This is a genomic window from Bacillus ndiopicus (assembly GCF_000612805.1).
GTDB classification, from domain to species: domain Bacteria; phylum Bacillota; class Bacilli; order Bacillales_A; family Planococcaceae; genus Metasolibacillus; species Metasolibacillus ndiopicus.
This window is the reverse complement of record NZ_HG964404.1, coordinates 194,164-210,990: the sequence shown is the minus strand read 5'-3', so window position 1 is coordinate 210,990 and position 16,827 is coordinate 194,164. Positions and strand designations below refer to the sequence as shown.

Here is a 16,827-nt window from a genome sequence, read left to right as displayed (position 1 = left end):
CACAAAAAATGTGAGGTCTTTTTTAATTGAATAACATTCCTTCGGGGTCGGGTGTAAGTCCCAATCGGCGGTAAAGCCCGCGAGCTTTTTTAAAGCAGGATTCGGTGAAATTCCGGAGCCGACAGTAATAGTCTGGATGAGAGAAGGATTAGGCAAAAAACTAGCTAAAGTGCTGGTTTATTAAGTGACGCCTTCTCCGCAAAAGCCCCTTTTATAAGAGGGCTTTTTTATTTTAAAAGGAGGTGGTTGTATGAACGACGAGCAAATTATGCAATTTGCTTTGAATTTGGCGAAATCAGGAAGTAATCAAACTTCCCCCAATCCACTTGTTGGGTGTGTCATTACAAAAAATGAGGAAATTGTAGGTTTTGGCGCGCATCTAAAATCAGGTGAGGCACATGCGGAAATTAACGCCTTAAAAATTGCTGGTGAAAAAGCGAAGGGAGCAAATGTTTATGTGACGCTTGAGCCTTGTAGCCATGTTGGACGAACTGGTCCCTGTGTTGAAGCGCTTATTCAAGCGCAGGTAGCACATGTATTTATTGCGACGCTTGATCCCAATCCGCTTGTAGCTGGGCAAGGTGTTCGAAGGCTAGAGGAGGCTGGTATTACAGTAAGTGTAGGATTATACGAAGATGAGGCAAAAGCAATCAATGAAGCATTTTTCTACTACATTGTACATCGCTTACCTTATGTCACATTAAAGCAAGCCATTTCAATAGACGGTAAAATTGCTGCTGAAAAAGGGAAGCAAACAGCAATTACAGGTCAGCAAGTTCAGGAGGATGTTCATTATGCACGCTCCATACATGATGCTATTTTAGTTGGTTCAAACACTGTTTGTATTGATAATCCAAGCTTAACGAATCGGCTTAGTACTTCGAATAAACAGCCAATTCGAGTGGTTATCGATCGAGATGGGAAAGTTCCAAGCTCAGCGAAAATCTTTAACGATAAAATGACTCAAACGTGGCTTTTTACATCAAAACCTCGTAATTTAGTAGGCGTTCGTACGTTTGTGATAGAGGATTGTTCCTTGCAAAATATTTTAAGGACGCTAGCAGATGAAGGCGTTATGACATTATACGTCGAAGCAGGCTGTCAACTGGCAGATGTCTTTCTACAACAAAGATTGGTACAAAAAATGATTATCTATATTGCACCTAAGCTATTGGGAGATGATGCGCTTTCGATGGCAACGTTACAGGGGACATTTACGTTTACTGAAGTTGAAAAAATCGGTGAAGATATTAAATTAACGATGACGATGAAATGAGGTGGGCGCTTGTTTACAGGGATTATTGAAGAGCTTGGTACGATTGAGCGAATGGCAAAAGGGCAAGAATCCATTGTTTTTACAATTGGTGTTCGAAAAATCATGCAAGATTTGAATGTTGGCGATAGCGTTGCGGTGAATGGCGTATGTTTAACAGTCACAAGCTTCACTCGCACAACTTTCACCGCTGATGTTATGCCTGAGACCGTACGTGCAACATCACTTGTGCAATTACAAGTAGGTGCTTCTGTTAATATAGAGCGCGCCATAAGTGCCAATGGGAGATTTGGTGGTCATTTTGTCTCGGGGCATATCGATGAAGTGGGGACTATTTTACGTAAACGCTCGTTTGCCAATGCTGTTTATTTTGATATAAAAGTGTCGCGTGAAGCGAGTGCGCTATGTATACCGCGTGGCTCAATCGCCATTGATGGCATTAGCTTAACAATTTTTGATTTACAAAAAGAGATTGTGACTGTATCGATTATTCCGCATACATTTGGTGAAACAACGCTAGGTTTTAAGCGTGAAGGTGATCTTGTCAACATCGAAACAGACATGCTAGGTAAGTATATTGCCAAACAGCTACAAACTAAATCAAATACATTAACAGAGGATTTTCTACGACAAAATGGATTTTAAAGGTGGGATAAAATGTTTAACACAATAGAAGAAGCGCTAGCTGATTTAAAACAAGGGAAAATAGTTATCGTTGTTGATGATGAGAATCGTGAAAATGAAGGTGATTTTGTTGCATTAGCTGAATATGCAACGCCAGAAGTCATTAATTTTATGGCAACATATGGAAAAGGGTTAATTTGTACACCAATTAGCTCACAAATTGCACAGGCACTTAGCTTAGAGCCAATGGTTCAAAATAATACGGACAATCATCAAACGGCATTTACAGTAAGTATTGATTATATGGATACTACCACTGGAATTAGTGCGTTTCAAAGAGCATTAACGATTGAAAAAATGCTTGATGAAAGTGCGCAGTCACAGCACTTTCGTCGCCCAGGCCATGTTTTCCCGTTAATTGCAAAGGAAAATGGAGTTCTGGTAAGACCAGGACATACAGAGGCGGCAGTTGATTTAGCGAGGCTTTGTAAAAGTAAACAAGCAGGAGTTATTTGCGAAATTATGAATGAGGACGGTACGATGGCTCGCTTGCCTCAATTAAAAAAACTCGCTGAAAAATTTAATATGAGGCTTATTACGATTGAAAGCTTAATCCAATATCGTCTTGAAAAAGAGCAAATCATCTCGCGTGAAGCAAAAGTTCAGCTACCATCACATTACGGTGACTTTACAATGATTGGCTATGCGAATTCAATCGACTTCAAGGAGCATGTTGCAATTGTTAAAGGAAATTTACATCAGGTAGAGGCGCCACTTATCCGCATTCACTCTGAATGTTTAACAGGTGATATTTTTGGCTCGAAGCGCTGTGATTGCGGGGCTCAGCTACAAGCAGCACTTGCTCGAATTGAACAGGAAGGGGTAGGGGCTATCCTTTATATGAGACAGGAAGGGCGAGGGATAGGCTTATTAAATAAATTAAAGGCATATGAATTACAGGAACAAGGCTATGATACGGTTGAGGCAAATGAAAAGCTTGGCTTTGCTGGCGAGCTACGCGATTACAGTTTATGTGCACAAATGCTGCGAGATTTAGGGGTTACACATATCCGTTTAATGACGAATAATCCCGATAAGGTAGTACAGTTGGAACGATACGGTATAACAGTTGTGGAACGCGTGCCGCTTGTTGCAGGTTTAGTAGAAGAAAATACTTATTATATGAATACAAAAAAAGAAAAAATGGCGCATTTATTATAAGAGGAGGAATTAATGATGGTAAAAACATTTGAAGCACAGCTAGTAGGTACGGGAATAAAGGTGGGGATTGTCGTTGGACGTTTTAATGAATTTATTAATGATAAATTATTGGCAGGTGCGATTGACGGTTTAAAGCGTCATGGCGTAGAGGACAATGCAATCGATGTTGCATGGGTACCAGGGGCTTTTGAAGTACCTTTTTTAGCAAAAAAGATGGCGGAATCCCAAAAATACGATGCTGTAATCGGGCTTGGTACGGTTATCCGCGGAGCAACAACACACTATGATTATGTGTGTAACGAGGCAGCAAAAGGAATTGCCAATGTAGGCTTACAAACAGGTGTACCAACCATCTTTGGAATCGTTACAACGGAAACAATTGAACAAGCAATTGAGCGAGCAGGAACGAAAGCTGGAAATAAAGGTTATGATGCTGCCGTTGCTGCAATTGAAATGGCAAATTTAACAAAGATGTTTTAGTTCTTTTACTGAAATCAAATGTTAGAAGTGAAAAAGAGTGATAGCATTCAAATAACTGTTATCACTCTTTTTTATAAATTAAGCACAATTGTACGATTATGCGTTTTTGCCTATGAAAATCGTATTATTATAACTAGTAAAGTAAATATTTAGGTCTTTTTGCTTTTTTATCTTTAAGCAAAATAGACTTATCATTAAAGGGAGGAATAAACAATATTAACTAAGGGGGCGGCGTCACCATGATAGAAAAGGATGGGGGAGTGAAGCAAAATATGGAAACGGATTCGTTACATCAACTTATTGAGCGCATGAAGCCACTACATGTCATGTTAGAGCAAAATACATATATTACAGATACGACGAAGCGTCTAAAGCTAATTATTGAAGATGCACAAGAAAAAGAGGCACTGCTTTTTTTAGGAAAGGAACGCGTTGGGAAAACAACCTTAATTAACGCTTTATTAGGAAGAGAATTGCTATCTGTAAGTACACAAAATCCGACAAGCGTTAATACATTTATTAAGTACGGTGAGCGAGAATGTGTGAAGGCGTACTTTTTTGATGGTATGATTGCGACGTTTGATATTGATAAAATTCAGCTTTTAACGACAGGTGATACATTTAGCGCACAAATTATTCGAGAGCATTTAGATTATATTGAAATTTATATTCAGCATGAATTATTGCAGCATGCGACGATTGTTGATACAGTTTCATTACAAGTGGGAGCGGAAAACACGGCATATTTTTCAAGCATCATGCTAGAGCGTGTGCAAGAAGTATTTTGGGTATTGCGAAATGGTTCTGCTGCAACGCTTGATGAATATAATTTGTTAGTAAAAATGAATCAACAAAATCTAAAGCCGTACTTTGTTATCAATGCCGTGGACCAACGCGATGCTGCTGCTAGTGATTTTGTGAAGGAGGAGCTAGCAAAATATGGAGAGCTATGTAAAGATATGCTAAGTGTTTCAGCCGTACAAGCAATTGAAGCGAAAAAAACAAATAATACACAACTGCTAATCGATTCAAACATTACGCAGCTTGCGCAATTAGTGAAGGAAATTACCGGCCATCCCGCAAAAAAAATGCAGCATACGGCTGGACGCTTTAGTAACTGGTTAAGTCGCTTACAGACTGAATTAGCTATGATTCCAGAACGTGATCCATATTTATCAGCATTAGAAAACGTCAAGAAATACGTAGAGGAAGCAAAAGTGGAGTTTTCGCTACAACAGCGCGATCGAGCAATTTTAGGTGCATTTGAAGAGGAGTATAAACAAGCTAGTCAAGTGTTAAAATCAGTTCAAACATTGTATCAGCTCTTGCAAGTGTTAGCGACTGAATTATATTTACGTGATGAGACAATTGAGCAATTTGAAGGACAAGCAATTGCTTATCAGGAGGCAGTACGCGATTATCGAAAACGTCACGCAGAATACACGCAATTATTTGCACAGGTTGAGAAGCAATTTGAAAAGACATACAGCACAAGTTTGATTGAAGGTTTAAATAATGCTGAACAGCTAACGGAGTATTTTAAAGAGCAGGTTGGGCGACTTGATGAGCTCCAGCAGCACTGCGCTACACTATTTACACGAATTAAAGAAAAAGAAAAACATATTTTCCAACAGCTTTACACGGTACAAAATCATATTACGGCGCTTGCAGCAGGGCGATTAAAAGCTATTTTACAGCAGGTGAACGATTTAAGCAGGCAGCAACAAAGAGAGCGCACATTTATGCAATCTTATTCAGATAAATTAAATGAGTTTACTTGTATAATTGAGGCTCAAAACTTCGTCCGCGATGCGATTCGTCCGTTTTTACAGGCCGAAGACATATTGTTATCACCTGAACAGCTTGAGACTACGCTAGCCTCAATTGATAAGATTGTCTCACTGTCATTACCGCATAAACAATTAAATGAACAAATGCCATCATTATTAAATGAACATACTGTTATTAAGTGTGACTTTGATTCAAAATATAAACTACAGCCACTACATTTAACAGAGGCGGATGTTGTATCAGCGGAGCTACCTGAGCTTCCTACAAAACTATTAACATAATTGATAAACCCCCTAAATTATGCGAAAATCGTATATGTAGAAAGGGAGTTTTTTATGAATACAATGAACAAACCTCACGATCAATGGGAGAGCTACCATGATATTGATCGTCATGGCAAATTAACATTATCAAATATTGAGTTCACGACAACGAACTTATGTAATATGCGCTGTGCTCATTGCGCTGTTGGCTACACGCTTCAAACGAAAGAGGCCGCAGCTATTCCTAGTGAAGAAATTATCAAACAGCTTGACCGTGTTGAAACATTGCGCGTGATGAGCTTTACAGGTGGGGAGCCTCTTTTAACGAAGCGAGGCATTCGAGACAATTTATTACCGCTTTTAAAATATGCTAAAAGCCGCGGTATTAAAACGCAAATAAATTCGAATCTGACGCTACCAATGTCGCATTATGAGCTAGTAGCCCCTTATTTAGATGTGATGCATATCTCGCATAACTGGTGTGACGAAAAAGAATTTGTTGAAACAGGTTTCGCGATGATGGAGCAAAAACCATCTTTTGATAAAAGAGCCGAGTTATATCGCAATATTTTTGATAATGCACGTGAGCTATCAAAGGGAGGAATGTTCGTATCGGCTGAAACCATGTTAAATCGCAATACTGTGCCGTTTATCGAAAAAATTCATGATGAAGTGGCCAATGAGATGCTTTGTAAGCGCCATGAAGTACATCCAATGTATGCTAGTGATTTTGCGAGTGCACTTGACGTCATTAATTTGGATGAATACCGAGATGTGGTGAATCAAATTCTAGATTTTCGCAATGAAGATATTTGGATTTTGTTTGGTACATTACCATTTTACCCATGTAGCACGGACGAGCGTGATCAAGCTCTACTAGCACGTATTCGCAATGCTTCAAATATAACGATGCGCAATGATGTAGACGGTCGCTCACGTATGAACTTAAATATTTTCACAGGTGACGTATCGGTTTCAGATTTTGCCGATGATGGTTCAGCATTAGGTAATATTAAGACAGCTTCTTTAGAAGAAATTTACGAGAAGTGGTTAAGCACTAAAGTTTCATCAAGCATTAACTGTCACTGCCCAGCAGTAAAGTGCTTAGGCCCTAATATTATCGTGAAAAATATGTACTATCCAACAAAAGAGTTTAAAAGTGGAGCAGTACAGTCAATAACTGTTGGCAATTAATAATGTTTAAGCATTTTGAAAGGGGATGATTGTATGCATGAAAAGTTTATGGCACAAGCAATCAAGTTAGCGGAGGACAATGCTGCTAGGGGAAAGCAGCCATTTGGCGCAGTGCTTGTAAAAGACGGGGAAGTTGTTGCAGTTGGGGTGAATGAGGTAGAAGCAACATTTGACCCAACAGCACATGCAGAAACACTTGCAGTGAAAGAAGCTTGTCAAAAATTAAAAACATTCGATTTATCAGGCTATGTGATGTATGCAAGTGGAGAGCCTTGCCCACTATGTCTAGGAACGATGTATTTAACGAAGATTTCAGAAGTATACTATGCAAACCCTTGTGCACCGGGTGGTCTATCAGCTTCCATTTATGAAGAACTAAAGCTACCACAAGCACAGCGCACAATGATGAAGATTAGTAAATTATAAATGAAGAAAGCAAAGGTGGCTCTAAAGTGCAAACTTTGAGAGCAGCCTTTGCTTTTAGTTTGTCAGCTACAGCTTTTAGTGATGAACCAAAAAATTTTTTATAAAAAATAATCCTTTCCTCTTTAATTTTCCCCTCAAAATTGCTAATGTATGACATGCAGGAAAGGTAAAGGTGACAAAATGAATAAAGTATTTATTGCATTGCTACTCGTAACAGCACTTGCAGCAATTGAAGGGACAATTGTTAGTACCGCCATTCCAAGTATTACAGCTGATTTATTAGGCGTCGATTTAATAAGCTGGATTTATTCCGCTTATCTATTAGCGTCAGCAATTGCAGCGATTATATTTGGTAAGCTAGCCGATTTATTTGGGCGTAAACGCATGATTATTATTGGTATTATTATTTTTTTACTCGGCTCGATTTTATGCGGCTTAGCACAAACGATGGAGCAATTAATTGTTTTCCGTGCAATTCAAGGTATTGGAGCAGGTTCTATTTTACCAATTACATTAACGATGGTTGGTGAACTGTTCAAAACGGAAAAAGAACGTGCCAAAGGGCAAAGCTATTTAAGTATGGTATGGGGCGTATCGGGCGTTATCGGTCCTTTATGTGGGGGCTTTATCGTTGATCAAGTATCATGGCATTTTATTTTCTACATTAATGTACCATTTGGTTTGGCTTCTATCTATTTAATAATGAAGCATTATGGTGAACAATTAGAAGCGGTGAAACGTAAAATTGATTATTTAGGTGCTGTACTATTTACAATCGGTATGGTTGCGCTTTTATATGTCATTATTGATAATAGTAAAACACAAGCATGGTTCTCAAACCAATCACTGATTATGTATGCTGTTGCGCTTGTTTTTTTAGCTATTTTCATAGTGGTTGAGCTAAAGGCAGAGGAGCCAATTATTCCATTAACATTATTTAAAAATGGACGTTTAATGGTTATTAATGGCCTAACACTATGCGCAATGTCAATCGTTATTGGTGTTACAGTATATATTCCGATATTTGCGCAAAGCGTGCTCGGTAAAAACGCGACACAGGCTGGCTTATTATTAACGCCAATGTCAATCTTTTGGACAGTCAATTCGATTTTGGCAGGTCATCTAATCGGGCGTTTAACGAATAAGCGGATTATTCAAATGGGGACGGTACTACTTATTATAGGAACGGTCTTGCTTGCAAAATTATCAGCAGGCTCAAATGATTTAAGTGTTTATATTGGTTCATCATTAATTGGACTTGGCATGGGCTTTATTATGCCTATGTTAATGATTTCGATTCAAAAGGTGGCAAATCCGAAGCAACTAGGTACATCAATTGGTCTAAATTCCTTCACAAATACATTTAGCCAAGCTATTGGAGCAGCTTTATTCGGAATGATTTTTAATCTTGTCACGAGCGAAAAAATGGCTTCGTTAGGTAAAGGTGAAATTCAATTAAATGGTGAATTTGCAAGGGGCGGCTTTAGTGCAGATGAAGTAAGCTTCTTAAAGCTAACAATTGCAAATGGGGTAAGCTATATTTATGTAGCAGCGCTACTATTTGCGGTTTGCACATTTGTTTTCTCGTTTTTTATTGCGACAAAATCAAAATCACGAATAGGAAGCGAATAATAAAGAAGTTGTCTGAAAAGCAGGCTGGTGCGCCGCTTTTCGGACAACTTTTGCTGTTTTATTGAAATATTAATTATTAAAAAATGTAGGTAATCTTTTTACAAGGTTGAAAATACTAATTTCTATGACGTTTTTTTAATTTAAGTAAAGCTAAGTTTTTGTTGTGTTAAAGGGAGTTTCGACTTTAGTTTATCAAAAAAGAAAACAAACGTTCTCTTTTGTGTTAACAAATAAATAAAAGTATGTTATACTGAGAGCAATAAATCATTTTATAAGGGGGGGCTTTGCAATTGAGTGAACAGAAATTGGATTTAATTCTATCAGAGTTAAAAAACATGAATAATTACATGATGACAATGGATAATCGTATGACATCGATGGAAAAACGTATGACATCTATGGAAGAACGCATGACAGTGATGGAAAAACACATGACGTCAATGGACAATCGCATAACAAATATTGAAGCTGAGCAACAACGCCATGGCGAACACATTCAACAGTTAATTCAAATAGTTGGTACTACGAATGCGAGTCTCAGTAATTTTGAACAGGTTTCCAAAAAACATTTCAATCAAGTAAATCGAAATCTTCGTTTACTAGAATCTGATTTTGAATTACTATTCCAAAAATCAAATGAGCATGAACGTGATATTAATCGATTAAAACACGCGGAATAAAAGGAAAAAGAAGAAGCTAGAGGCTATCCAGAAAATTGAAAATACCTTTGAATAATGAAAAATCTAATTTTATTTTTTCGTTCTAAAAGTGAATGCAAAGACGTTACATCCCGTGTTTTCAACTTACTCAAAAAATCATGCCATTTCTAAAGGCGAATATTTTTACAAAAAGTACAAGGGTATCTGAAAAGTAGTGCATTAGGTTACTTTCCAGACAATCCTTTCCACTTTCTAATTCATCGTAGAATGCTGAACCGATATTTCTGAAAAATGTGTTGCCTGTGTATTAGGTGCTTGTTTGTTGTTCGTAAGTGTGCAATGTTCAAGAGTAGCTTTTGAATGGTGGGAAATATTTATATTCATCATGTTGCCACTAGTTAGCTGTGTTTGAAGTAGCTTTATAGTGGATTGTAAAGTGGCAATAATCTGTGTATCTTTATGCTGCATGATTTGACAATTTTCAATACGTGCATCGCAATTATTAGTAAGAGCAAGCGCGTTTTGAAGTCCCTTTTCGATGATGCTATCCAAAATGACAAGTGAGCTATTGTTCATGACAATCTGTTGTAAAGGATGTGCGGATACGGTACTACGTGTGAGGTGGACAAAGCAATTATTGGTAGCCTTAATTGCTTCAGAGCGCCCATTGCTAAGCTTTGATTCGACAATATAAATTTTTGTCGAATTATTTCCCTCAATTTGTGTATTATTTCCGTCATAAATCGTACTTTTCGTCATATATAATAAAGAGGAATCTGCGATATACATACCTTTGCCACGAATAAATTTGCTTTTCTGAATAGTAACACTTGATTTTTGTATTGCGATAATATGTGATAAATCGTTATCAGAAAAGCGGTTATTTTCCATCATAACCGTCGCTTCACGCTGTGCTATTAAGCCATTACCATTGTTTCTTATTATTTGATTGCCAAGTGCAATTAACTCGCTATCATTTATAGTTATAGCGGATTGATTATGGTTACTTACAATACTATCAAGTAATGTACAATGTGAATGTTGCTTTGCTACAATACCTTGATGACCAGTGCAAAAAGTACATTGTTCAATTGAGGCGTTTGCCTGCTCTGACAATAACAATTGTATCGATTGTTGATGTTTGAATGCTGTGCGAGAAAAATGGGCGACAGACTGCTTGTCTAGCTGAACACCAATTTTTGAAGGTCCATGTAGCGTACTGTTTTTTATGAACAATGCCGATTGTGAATTTCCATAAATGTGAGCATCGTTATTTTGTGAAAAATTACAATTAATAACTGTTGCCTCAGAAAATAGGACAAGCTGCAAACCAAATTGCTGGCCATATTGTACGTGGCAATTTTCAATGTATAATGTGCAACTGTACATAGCAATTTGTGTAGCACGATGATGTTGAATCGTTGTATTTTGAAGCTTTACTAAACAGTGTTCACTAGCATCTAAGGCGCTATTATCACCATGCTCGATTGTGCTATCGACGATGGAAATTTCGCTATTGTTTTGTGCAAGTAATTGTGTGCTACGTTGTTTATTAAAATGGCATTGCATAATTTTCGCTCTGGCATTTTCTTTCAAAACAACTGCGTGTAGTGCGTCTTCAAGGTGACAGGCGACAAGTTCTATATGTGCGTGTACTGCGGTAATATGTGTGATGTGACATGTTGTAAAATGGCAATTATTCATAACAGCCGTACTGCCATTTTTTAATAAAATAGGTGCATTTGCTACTGTGCATTCAATCATTTTCAACTGCCCATGACAAACAATTAAACCTTCATTCACCGCACTCCCTTCAAAATGGCATTGTTGAAATATAGCATTACCCTCAACAAGTATTTGAATATCCTGCCGAATCTTTATATTTTCAAAATGTACGGTAACCCCTTTAGGAATCATAATGGACCCAGATATAATCACTGTTGAGTCTTTTTTTCCTTTTAATGTTAATGACTGACCGATAAACAAGGGCATATTATATTGACCAGGCATCAGGACTAGACAATCGTTATTTTGGGCTTTTTTTAATACATTGTGCAACGTTTTAAAAAAGGAAAATTTTGAAGCGGACACTTTATGTATCATTGCAGCGAAACCTCATTTCAACTTATTTTCTTGTCAGTATGACCAAAAATAGCAAGGAATTTTCAAGCAAGCGATGAAAAATTTCAAGAGTTAATAGTATAAAGGCTCATTACCGTAAATTAAGGTTTATTACAAAAATAGCATGTTGTTTCATTTGTTCTATATAAAAATGACAAACAACTAAATTCTTTGCTATTTATAAAAAATCTGAACAAACCAGCACGTTGATTTTTTTAAGCAAAATTTTATCAACCACAGCTTTTGATGATGAACAAGCGTAAAAATAAAGAGACTAAAGATTCAAAAAATACAAATTTTTATTTTCGATAGAGCTAGGAAAATAATAGGACATCTATTACAATAGAAGTAGATATACATGGAGGCGCAATATGACATCAGTTACAATTTATGAACCATTGCTGCAAATGGATCACTCGCAAAGGGAACAGTATATGCAAGAGCATGGCGAAGAAGTGTTAACAGGGTTATTGCAGCATATTGGCTATGCAAACGAGGAGCATCATGACAAAATTGTGTACCGACTTTTTGGTGAGCTGTTGACAGGTCAATTTTGGTCAAATGAACAGTTGGTAAAGACAGCTTTGCTTTTACCAACAAATGATTATTTGTTTAAAAATATAACAAATGGCGATCCAGAGAGCGTGTTTACACGTTCGTTTTCAGCGCTTTGGCTCGTTTATTTACTGCACTATGACCGCGAGCTTTCGTTTTTAACGCAGGAGGAAGCATTGTTTGTTATGGTAGAAGCGAGTCGTTATTTAGAGCAGGAACAAGATGTGCGCGGTTTTGTAAAAGGAAAGGGCTGGGCACACAGTGTAGCGCATGGCGCTGATTTACTTGCTACAATGTTGACACACCCACATTTCCCACCTCATTTAGTACCAGTTATTTTACAAGGTATTAAAGCGACATTTTGGAAAGGAACCGCTTTTCTTGACGATGAGGAGGAGCGCTTAGCACAAGTTTTTGAGCAATTAGTTACAATTGATTTTCCAGAAGAAGTATGTATTGAATGGGTGGAACAAGTATTTGATAAATTAGCTTTTCAATATAGTACAGAGGGCTATTCAGCGCCGTTTTTCAATGCAAGAACAAATGTTTTGCGCTTTATGCGCACGTTGTACTTCACATTGAAATTTTCGCATAAAATGCCACAACTACAAGGAACTGTTTCAATTTTCATTGGTAAGTGGACAAAATTATGATACTAAGAAAAGCATATTTCGAAAGAGAAAGGGTGTGCCAGATGGAACGTAAATCTATTCAAAAATATCATACAATTTTTTCAATCGAAGAGGGGCAAATCGATGAATTTTTTCAAGTATATGATACCTTTCGATATTTATTACCGTTAATAGAACATCAACCTACAGAAAATGTAGAATGGCGCATGGTGTTCAATAATTGGCTATTTTTCTCTACAGAAAATACAGAGCTACGTATTTGTCCTACCAAAAGCAAGGTATATAATCCGACAAGTGTACTTTTTCAAGAGCTACAAAAACGTCCGTTAATGCAACATTATAAACAGGAGGTAATGTATAGCCAAGAGTACTCGTTTATAGCCGCAACTATAATAGCTATGGAGGTACTAAATTGGTACAAGCAAAGCATTCACATAGAAAAAGATGAGTTCCAAATTATTTCAATGTTGCTTACAGGCTATGTAGAAGGTATACAAAATGGGCGGGAGTACATGCTATTAAAAACAACGTCAAAGCTACTGGAGCAAATGACAAATTGCTCAAATTTGTCATTAGAGCTTGACTACTGTTTAATGAATGCTATGCAAAAAGCCAAAAAACTTTATGAGCTATTTGGTGACGAGGAAAATTCCTTTTGTCAAAATGAGATGTATTACTCAAAATTATACTAAATGTTCCTTACCTCCCATATGGACTGCTCTAAAATAGCACGCTAACTTGCAATGGTCATAAAAAAAACTTATCGCAAAACATAATGTTAATGTAATTTACTTATGTATAAAAATGAGCTATCATAAGAACTGGAGAAAAGAAGCTTTAACGATATCTTTTCAAATAAGAAAATATAGGGGGAACAACAATGGCACAAGAGAATTTACACAACAGCCGCGCTTCATTTGAGGTAAATGGAAAAACATATAACTACTTCCGTTTAGCTGCAATTGAAGAAGCGGGTATTGCAAATGTTTCACGCCTTCCTTATTCAATTAAAGTATTATTAGAATCAGTTTTACGTCAATACGACAACTACGTAATCAAAGAAGAACACGTAAATGAATTAGCAAAATGGGGTAAAGATGCAAATACAGAAGCTGAAGTACCATTCAAACCATCACGCGTAGTATTACAAGACTTCACTGGTGTACCAGTAGTAGTTGACTTAGCTTCATTACGTTCAGCAATGAAAGAAATGGGGGGCGACCCAGCAAAAATCAACCCAGCAATTCCAGTTGATCTTGTAATTGACCACTCAGTACAAGTTGATAAATACGGTAATGCTGCGGCTTTACAAGCAAACATGGATTTAGAATTCGAGCGTAACGCTGAGCGTTATAACTTCTTAAAATGGGCACAAACTGCATATGACAATTTCCGCGCTGTACCACCAGCAACAGGGATTGTTCACCAAGTAAACTTAGAGTACTTGGCACCAGTTGTGCATGTTAAAGAGAATGCTGATGGCACATTTGAAACTTACCCAGATTCAGTAGTAGGTACTGACTCTCATACAACAATGATCAATGGTCTTGGTGTTCTTGGATGGGGTGTAGGTGGTATCGAGGCAGAAGCAGGTATGCTTGGTCAACCTTCATACTTCCCAATTCCAGAAGTAATCGGTGTGAAATTAGTTGGTGAGTTACCAAACGGTGCAACAGCAACTGACTTAGCATTAAAAGTTACACAAGTATTACGTCAACGCGGCGTAGTAGGTAAATTCGTAGAGTTCTTTGGTCCTGGTATTACAAAATTACCATTAGCTGACCGCGCTACAATTTCAAACATGGCACCAGAATACGGTGCAACATGTGGTTTCTTCGCAATCGACGATGAATCTTTAAACTATATGCGTTTAACAGGTCGTGACGAAGAGCATATCGCAGTAGTAGAAGCTTACTTAAAAGCAAATGATATGTGGTTCAAACCTGAGTTAGAGCCAACTTACACAGATGTAATCGAGCTAAACTTAGCTGACATCGAGCCAAACTTATCAGGTCCAAAACGTCCACAAGACTTAATTCCTTTATCAAAAATGAAGGAAACTTACCGTGGCTCTGTTGTGGCACCACAAGGTACACAAGGCTTCGGTTTAACAGAAGACGAGTTTGCTAAAACATCTGTAGCGAAATTTGCAGAAGGTGATGTAGAAATTCCAACAGGTGCTGTAGCAATCGCTGCTATTACATCTTGTACAAATACATCGAACCCGTACGTTTTAATCGCAGCTGGTTTAGTAGCGAAAAAAGCAGTAGAGCGCGGCATCAAACCTGCGAAATGGGTTAAAACATCTTTAGCACCAGGTTCTAAAGTAGTAACAGGCTATTTAGAAGCTTCTGGTTTACAAAAATACTTCGATGAAATCGGCTTTAACACAGTTGGTTATGGCTGTACAACATGTATCGGTAACTCTGGTCCATTATTACCAGAAATCGAAGACGCAATTAAAGATAACGATTTATTTGTTACTTCAGTACTTTCTGGTAACCGTAACTTTGAAGGACGCGTTCACCCATTAGTAAAAGCGAACTTCTTAGCTTCACCACCATTAGTAGTTGCTTATGCATTAGCAGGTACAGTTGATATCGACTTACAAAAAGATGCAATCGCAAAAGACAAAGATGGCAACGATGTATTCTTCGCAGATATCTGGCCATCGACTGAAGAAGTAAATGCAGTATTAAGCCAAGTTGTAACACGTGAGCTATTCCAAAAAGAATACGAAACTGTGTTTACAGCTAACGAAGCTTGGAATGCAATTGAAACTTCAACTGAATCATTATATACATTTGATGACAAATCAACGTATATCCAAAACCCACCATTCTTCACAGGTCTATCAAAAGAGCCAGGTGCAATCCAATCGCTTGATGGATTACGTGTAATGGCGAAATTTGGTGATTCAATTACAACTGACCATATTTCTCCAGCAGGTGCAATCGGTAAGGATACACCAGCAGGTAAATATTTAATCGAAAACGGCGTAGCAATTCGCGACTTCAACTCTTATGGTTCTCGTCGTGGTAACCACGAAGTAATGATGCGTGGTACATTCGCAAACATTCGTATCCGTAACCAAGTTGCTCCAGGTACAGAAGGTGGCTTCACTACTTACTGGCCAACAGGCGAAGTAGAGTACATTTACGATGCATGTATGAAATACCAAGAGCAAGGCACTGGATTAGTAGTACTTGCAGGTAATGACTACGGTATGGGTTCTTCTCGTGACTGGGCGGCCAAAGGTACATTCTTACTTGGCGTTAAAACAGTTATCGCACAAAGCTATGAGCGTATCCACCGTTCTAACTTAGTAATGATGGGTGTATTACCATTACAATACTTAAATGGTGATTCTGCTGATTCATTAGGCTTAACTGGTGAAGAAACAATTTCTGTAAACATTACAGACGCAGTTAAACCACGTGATATTTTAACAGTTACTGCTACATCTCCAGATGGCACTGTTAAAACATTCGATGCGTTAGCTCGTTTCGACTCAGAAGTAGAAGTAGACTACTACCGTCATGGTGGTATCCTACAAATGGTACTACGCGCGAAAGCAGCTGAGTAATAAAACAAAAAGTGAGGTAAAGATTTTCTTTACCTCACTTTTTTTGATATAGAGGAATACAAGTTAAGAACCAGGTACTTATGCAAGGAACCCTATAATAGAACAATATCATCCTCTTGAGTTATGTGATTTTATTCAAAATTTTGATGTGAGAATCCTATATCTGTCATTTTAGACATAGATAAATAGCTTGGTGTGAATGTGAATTGAATAATTATACAATAATATGTTAGAAGCTTTTCTAGTATGCTATTTTTTTGCAATAGTTTGCAGTAAATTTAAGAAATTCGTCAAAATTATAAAAAACATTTCCAAATCTCTGGATTTATACGTAATATTTATGTAAAATAGAAGTTATATTAATTTATCT

Annotated in this window: 13 protein-coding genes and 1 riboswitch; of the genes, 12 read left to right on the top strand and 1 reads right to left on the bottom strand. The window is 37.5% G+C overall.

What is annotated here, in order from left to right:
- The first annotated feature begins 33 nt into the window (after window positions 1-33).
- A riboswitch (FMN riboswitch) is annotated at window positions 34-152 on the top strand.
- A 98-nt stretch (window positions 153-250) separates the two neighbouring features.
- From ribD to TY13_RS19730, 9 genes are all read left to right on the top strand, one after another.
- The gene (gene ribD / locus TY13_RS05870; protein ID WP_042473035.1) at window positions 251-1,276 is read left to right on the top strand and encodes a bifunctional diaminohydroxyphosphoribosylaminopyrimidine deaminase/5-amino-6-(5-phosphoribosylamino)uracil reductase RibD; all 1,026 of its coding nucleotides are present in this window, start codon (window positions 251-253) and stop codon (window positions 1,274-1,276) included.
- 9 nt (window positions 1,277-1,285) lie between these two features.
- On the top strand, window positions 1,286-1,918 hold the full coding sequence (gene ribE, locus TY13_RS05865; RefSeq protein WP_042473031.1) for a riboflavin synthase: 633 nt from the start codon (window positions 1,286-1,288) through the stop codon (window positions 1,916-1,918).
- 12 nt (window positions 1,919-1,930) lie between these two features.
- Window positions 1,931-3,118: a bifunctional 3,4-dihydroxy-2-butanone-4-phosphate synthase/GTP cyclohydrolase II gene (locus tag TY13_RS05860; protein WP_042473028.1), complete on the top strand. Its 1,188-nt coding sequence runs from the start codon at window positions 1,931-1,933 to the stop codon at window positions 3,116-3,118.
- A gap of 15 nt (window positions 3,119-3,133) precedes the next feature.
- Window positions 3,134-3,598, top strand: a complete 465-nt coding sequence (gene ribH, locus TY13_RS05855) for a 6,7-dimethyl-8-ribityllumazine synthase (RefSeq protein ID WP_042473024.1) — start codon at window positions 3,134-3,136, stop codon at window positions 3,596-3,598.
- A gap of 239 nt (window positions 3,599-3,837) precedes the next feature.
- Entirely contained in the window at window positions 3,838-5,670 is a 1,833-nt protein-coding gene (locus TY13_RS05850) for a dynamin family protein (protein ID WP_042473021.1), read from the top strand.
- A gap of 54 nt (window positions 5,671-5,724) precedes the next feature.
- Window positions 5,725-6,846, top strand: coding sequence for a radical SAM/CxCxxxxC motif protein YfkAB (yfkAB, locus tag TY13_RS05845; protein WP_042473019.1), 1,122 nt, complete (start codon window positions 5,725-5,727; stop codon window positions 6,844-6,846).
- A 33-nt stretch (window positions 6,847-6,879) separates the two neighbouring features.
- Entirely contained in the window at window positions 6,880-7,272 is a 393-nt protein-coding gene (locus TY13_RS05840; protein ID WP_042473016.1) for a nucleoside deaminase, read from the top strand.
- Between the two features lie 180 nt (window positions 7,273-7,452).
- Window positions 7,453-8,904, top strand: a complete 1,452-nt coding sequence (locus TY13_RS05835) for a DHA2 family efflux MFS transporter permease subunit (protein ID WP_042473015.1) — start codon at window positions 7,453-7,455, stop codon at window positions 8,902-8,904.
- Between the two features lie 290 nt (window positions 8,905-9,194).
- The gene (locus TY13_RS19730) at window positions 9,195-9,584 is read left to right on the top strand and encodes a hypothetical protein (RefSeq protein WP_052344240.1); all 390 of its coding nucleotides are present in this window, start codon (window positions 9,195-9,197) and stop codon (window positions 9,582-9,584) included.
- A 231-nt stretch (window positions 9,585-9,815) separates the two neighbouring features.
- Here the strand turns inward: TY13_RS19730 and TY13_RS05825 are convergent, their stop codons facing one another.
- Complete coding sequence (locus TY13_RS05825) at window positions 9,816-11,666, bottom strand: right-handed parallel beta-helix repeat-containing protein (RefSeq protein ID WP_042473012.1); 1,851 nt, start codon at window positions 11,664-11,666, stop codon at window positions 9,816-9,818.
- A 389-nt stretch (window positions 11,667-12,055) separates the two neighbouring features.
- Between TY13_RS05825 and TY13_RS05820 the strand changes: the two genes are divergently transcribed.
- From TY13_RS05820 to acnA, 3 genes are all read left to right on the top strand, one after another.
- On the top strand, window positions 12,056-12,892 hold the full coding sequence (locus TY13_RS05820) for a DUF2785 domain-containing protein (protein ID WP_042473009.1): 837 nt from the start codon (window positions 12,056-12,058) through the stop codon (window positions 12,890-12,892).
- Window positions 12,893-12,933: 41 nt separating this feature from the next.
- Window positions 12,934-13,563 (top strand): hypothetical protein, encoded by a 630-nt coding sequence (locus TY13_RS05815; RefSeq protein WP_042473007.1) that lies wholly within the window; start codon window positions 12,934-12,936, stop codon window positions 13,561-13,563.
- A 188-nt stretch (window positions 13,564-13,751) separates the two neighbouring features.
- The gene (acnA, locus tag TY13_RS05810; RefSeq protein ID WP_042473005.1) at window positions 13,752-16,457 is read left to right on the top strand and encodes an aconitate hydratase AcnA; all 2,706 of its coding nucleotides are present in this window, start codon (window positions 13,752-13,754) and stop codon (window positions 16,455-16,457) included.
- The last annotated feature ends 370 nt before the right edge of the window (window positions 16,458-16,827 follow it).

What these genes read in the sequence shown, in the direction of transcription:
- ribD (WP_042473035.1), top strand. Translation starts at nt 251, where the DNA reads ATGAACGACGAGCAAATTATGCAATTTGCTTTGAATTTGGCGAAATCA.
- TY13_RS05860 (WP_042473028.1), top strand. Translation starts at nt 1,931, where the DNA reads ATGTTTAACACAATAGAAGAAGCGCTAGCTGATTTAAAACAAGGGAAA.
- ribH (WP_042473024.1), top strand. Translation starts at nt 3,134, where the DNA reads ATGGTAAAAACATTTGAAGCACAGCTAGTAGGTACGGGAATAAAGGTG.
- TY13_RS05850 (WP_042473021.1), top strand. Translation starts at nt 3,838, where the DNA reads ATGATAGAAAAGGATGGGGGAGTGAAGCAAAATATGGAAACGGATTCG.
- yfkAB (WP_042473019.1), top strand. Translation starts at nt 5,725, where the DNA reads ATGAATACAATGAACAAACCTCACGATCAATGGGAGAGCTACCATGAT.
- TY13_RS05840 (WP_042473016.1), top strand. Translation starts at nt 6,880, where the DNA reads ATGCATGAAAAGTTTATGGCACAAGCAATCAAGTTAGCGGAGGACAAT.
- TY13_RS05835 (WP_042473015.1), top strand. Translation starts at nt 7,453, where the DNA reads ATGAATAAAGTATTTATTGCATTGCTACTCGTAACAGCACTTGCAGCA.
- TY13_RS05825 (WP_042473012.1), bottom strand. Translation starts at nt 11,666, where the DNA reads ATGATACATAAAGTGTCCGCTTCAAAATTTTCCTTTTTTAAAACGTTG.
- TY13_RS05820 (WP_042473009.1), top strand. Translation starts at nt 12,056, where the DNA reads ATGACATCAGTTACAATTTATGAACCATTGCTGCAAATGGATCACTCG.
- TY13_RS05815 (WP_042473007.1), top strand. Translation starts at nt 12,934, where the DNA reads ATGGAACGTAAATCTATTCAAAAATATCATACAATTTTTTCAATCGAA.
- acnA (WP_042473005.1), top strand. Translation starts at nt 13,752, where the DNA reads ATGGCACAAGAGAATTTACACAACAGCCGCGCTTCATTTGAGGTAAAT.